This window comes from Teichococcus deserti (assembly GCF_001982615.1).
In the GTDB taxonomy this organism is placed as follows: domain Bacteria; phylum Pseudomonadota; class Alphaproteobacteria; order Acetobacterales; family Acetobacteraceae; genus Pseudoroseomonas; species Pseudoroseomonas deserti.
The window spans coordinates 1-3,271 of the sequence record NZ_MLCO01000437.1 but is presented as its reverse complement, the minus strand read 5'-3'; the positions used below and the strand labels follow the sequence as shown (position 1 = coordinate 3,271).

The window sequence follows — 3,271 nt, the reverse complement described above, 5'->3', positions numbered from 1 at the left end:
GCCGGCGCCTGGGCGAAGGCGGGGGCCGCCGCCAGCAGCAGGCCGAGCGCGGCGCCGCGCATCAGGAGGCGGGAAGAGGGGGCATGCAGCATCAGTCGGCCTTCCAAGCGGTCGTCGATCAGGCGGGGCGCCTTATTGCGACTGATGCGCACTTGCGTCCAGCCCTGTTTCCGATTGTGTATTCCGTTACTCGGCCGGCCTGGCGCCTGCGGGACCCTCCCCGACATGCTCGCCGCCGAGCCCCGGGATGGTCCGGCCGGACTTCGTCTCCGGCATGGCCAGCAGCACCAGCAGGAAGGTGGCCAGCCCCACCGCGCCCAGCAGGGCGAAGGCAATCCAATAGCCCATCCAGGCAGCGACCGCGCCGGCGGCGGCGGTGCTGACGGTGGCGCCGATCCCGACCGCCAGGCCGAACAGCCCCATGCAGAGGTTGAAGCGGTTGGTGCCTCGCGTCAGGTCGGCCGCGATCAGCGGCACCAGCACGGCGAAGACGCCGGCCGTCAGCCCGTCCAGCGCCTGTGAGGCCAGCAGCACCGACGGGCCGGACAGCGTCGCCAGCAGCGCGCCGCGCACCGGCAGCACCGCCAGCCCGGCGAGCAGCACCAGGCGGCGGCCATGCTGCTCGGCCAGGCGGCCGATCCAGGGCGAGATCATGGCGACCACCACCTGGCTGACCACCAGCCCGCCGGCAACGAACAGGTTCGCCTTCTCGCCCGCCTCATGCGTCATGCCGGCGCTGGCCAGCGGCAGCATGGCGGCATTGGACAGGGTGAAGAGCAGGCAGCAGCCGGCGAAGACCAGCACGCCGCGCTGCAGCAGCAGCCCCTTGATGCCGCCCTCGCCGCTGCCGCTGCCGCGGGCGCGCTTCACCCGGGCCTCGAGATCCTTGGCCGAGATCAGCTGCAGCGACAGGATCGCCGGGATGGTCAGCGCCGCGGTGAACCAGAACACCGCCTCGCCCGAGACATAGGCGCCGGTCAGGCCGAGCAGGGCGGCCGCCGCCGCATTGCCCAGCGAGGCATAGCGCCCGTTGCGGCCGAGCCGCTCCGGCAGCTTCTTGCGGCCGACCAGGTTCAGGCTGATGGCCGCCAGCGCCGGCACCAGCACGCAGCTGGCGAAGCCGTGCAGCACCTCCGCCGCCAGCACCGGCCAGGTGCTCGGGAAGAGCGCCAGCAGCACCGCGCTGCCGGCGATGGCGATCAGCGCCAGCAGGGCGGCCAGCCGCTTGTGCGGGGTGGCGTCGACCAGCATGCCGGCCGGCACCTGGCTCAGCATGGCGGTCAGGCTGCCGACGCTCAGCGCCAGGCCGATCTCGGCCTCGGTCCAGGATTTCGCCGTGAGGTAGACGGCAATGAAGGGACCGAAGCCGGTCTGCACATCCGCCGCAAAGAAGGTCAGCCAGTCCAGTCCGCGCTGGCTGCGTTGAGAGGCCATGGATCAGGAACGCTCCGCCGGATGTTGGCGCGGCGACTGGCCTGCCAGGCCAAGTCCGTGCTTCTGCTCAACGAAGCTGAGGCCGGCGGGTTGCTAACCTGTGACAGGCCGGGGCGCAGACAGGCCGGGGCGCAGGCGGGCGCCCCGGCCTTCCCGGGCGGCGCCTCAGGCGGCGCGGACCTGATGGACGAAGTCGTTGACCTCGGCGCGCAGCCGGGCGGACTGGCCGGACAGCGCGGTGGCGGCAGACAGCACCTGGCCGGCGGCGGAACCGGTCTGCTGCGCCCCCTCGCTGACGGATGCGATGTTCACCGTCACCTGCTCGGTCGCCTCGGCGGTGGCCTGCACCGTGCGGGCGATCTCGGCGGTGGCGGCGGTCTGCTCCTCGACGGCGCTGGCGATGCTGACCGTGGTCGAGCTGACCTCGGCGATGGTGGCGCTGATGCCCTCCAGCGCGCCCACCGCCTCGCGGGTCGCGGCCTGGATGGTGGCGATCTGCACGCCGATCTCCTCGGTCGCCTTGGCGGTCTGGCTGGCCAGGTTCTTCACCTCGGAGGCGACGACCGCGAAGCCCTTGCCCGCCTCGCCCGCGCGGGCGGCTTCGATCGTGGCGTTCAGCGCCAGAAGATTGGTCTGGCCGGCGATGCTGCTGATCAGCCCCACCACCTCGCCGATGCGCTGGGCGTTCTCGGCCAGCGCCCGCATGGCGCCGTCGGTGCGGCGGGCATCCTCGACCGCGCGGGCGGTGACGCCGCTGGCCTGGGCGACCTGGCGGCTGATCTCGCCGATCGAGGCCGAAAGCTCCTCGGCCGCGGCGGCGACGGTCTGCACGCCGCGGCTGGATTCGCCCGCCGCCAGCGAGACCCGTCCGGCCTGGTCGTCGGTCGCGCCCGCGGTGTCGGACATGCCGCGCGCCGTGCCCTCCAGCTGGCCGGCGGCGCTGGCCAGCAGCGCCACCAGCTCGCCGACCCGGCCCTCGAAGCCCTGCACCAGGCTGGCCAGCGCCGCCGCGCGCTTCTCCTTCACCGCGCGCTCGGCTTCCTGCTCCTCCGCCAGCCGGGCGGCGGTCTGCAGCCCGCTGCGGAAGACTTCGGTCGCGGCGGCCATGCGGCCGATCTCGTCGCCGCGGCCGAGGCCGGGGATGGCGACCGCCAGCTCGCCGGCGGCCAGCTTCTGCATCGTCGCGGTCATGGCGCCGATCGGGCGGATCACCCGGCGGCTGACCAGCAGCAGCCCGCCCAGCATCAGGGCCAGCGCCGCCAGCAGCACCAGCGCCGACAGCGCCAGGCTGGTGGTGGCGGAGGCGGCCTCGGCGTCGGCCCGGGCCACCAGCTCGCGCAGCGCCAGCAGCGCGACCTCGGCGACGGCAGTGACATCGCCGGCGCTGGCGCGCTGGAAATCGGCCAGCGGCATGGCCGGGCGGCCGGCGGCCAGGTCCTCGGCCACCGCGCGCTGCCGGGCCATGAAGGCACCGGGGAAGCGCTCGGCCAGCGGCGCCAGGGCGTCGCGCAGGCTCTGCGGCATCTCGGGGCGGGCGGCGATGGCCTGGGCCTGGGCCCACATCACCGCGACTTGGCCGCGCAGCTCGGCGGCGGTCGCGACCTCGGCCGGGGTGGGGGCGCGGCGGGCGGCCAGCAGCACCTCGGACATGCCGCCGATGCCGCCGGCGGCGAGGCGGGCCGACCACACCGCCTGCTTCATGCCCAGCAGCTGGCCGATGCCGGGATTGGCGCGCAGGATGATGTCGGTCAGCGCGGCGTCGGCCCGGGTCAGCGCGTCCAGATAGGCCTGGCTCTCCCGCGCCGGGCCGGCATCGGCCTCGCGGCTGGCGGCCGTC

Annotated in this window: 2 protein-coding genes; both read right to left on the bottom strand. The window is 74.3% G+C overall.

Going from position 1 to position 3,271, the window contains the following annotated elements:
* Positions 1–186: 186 nt before the first annotated feature.
* A complete protein-coding gene (locus tag BKE38_RS28610) occupies positions 187–1,434 on the bottom strand; it encodes an MFS transporter (RefSeq protein WP_083747938.1) in 1,248 nt (415 codons plus the stop codon).
* 165 nt (positions 1,435–1,599) lie between these two features.
* On the bottom strand, positions 1,600–3,271 hold a 1,672-nt coding region (locus BKE38_RS28605; RefSeq protein ID WP_076960529.1), incomplete at its 5' end, for a methyl-accepting chemotaxis protein.

Excerpts from the sequence above, each read along its gene's own strand:
- BKE38_RS28610 (WP_083747938.1), bottom strand. The coding sequence starts at position 1,434 with ATGGCCTCTCAACGCAGCCAGCGCGGACTGGACTGGCTGACCTTCTTT.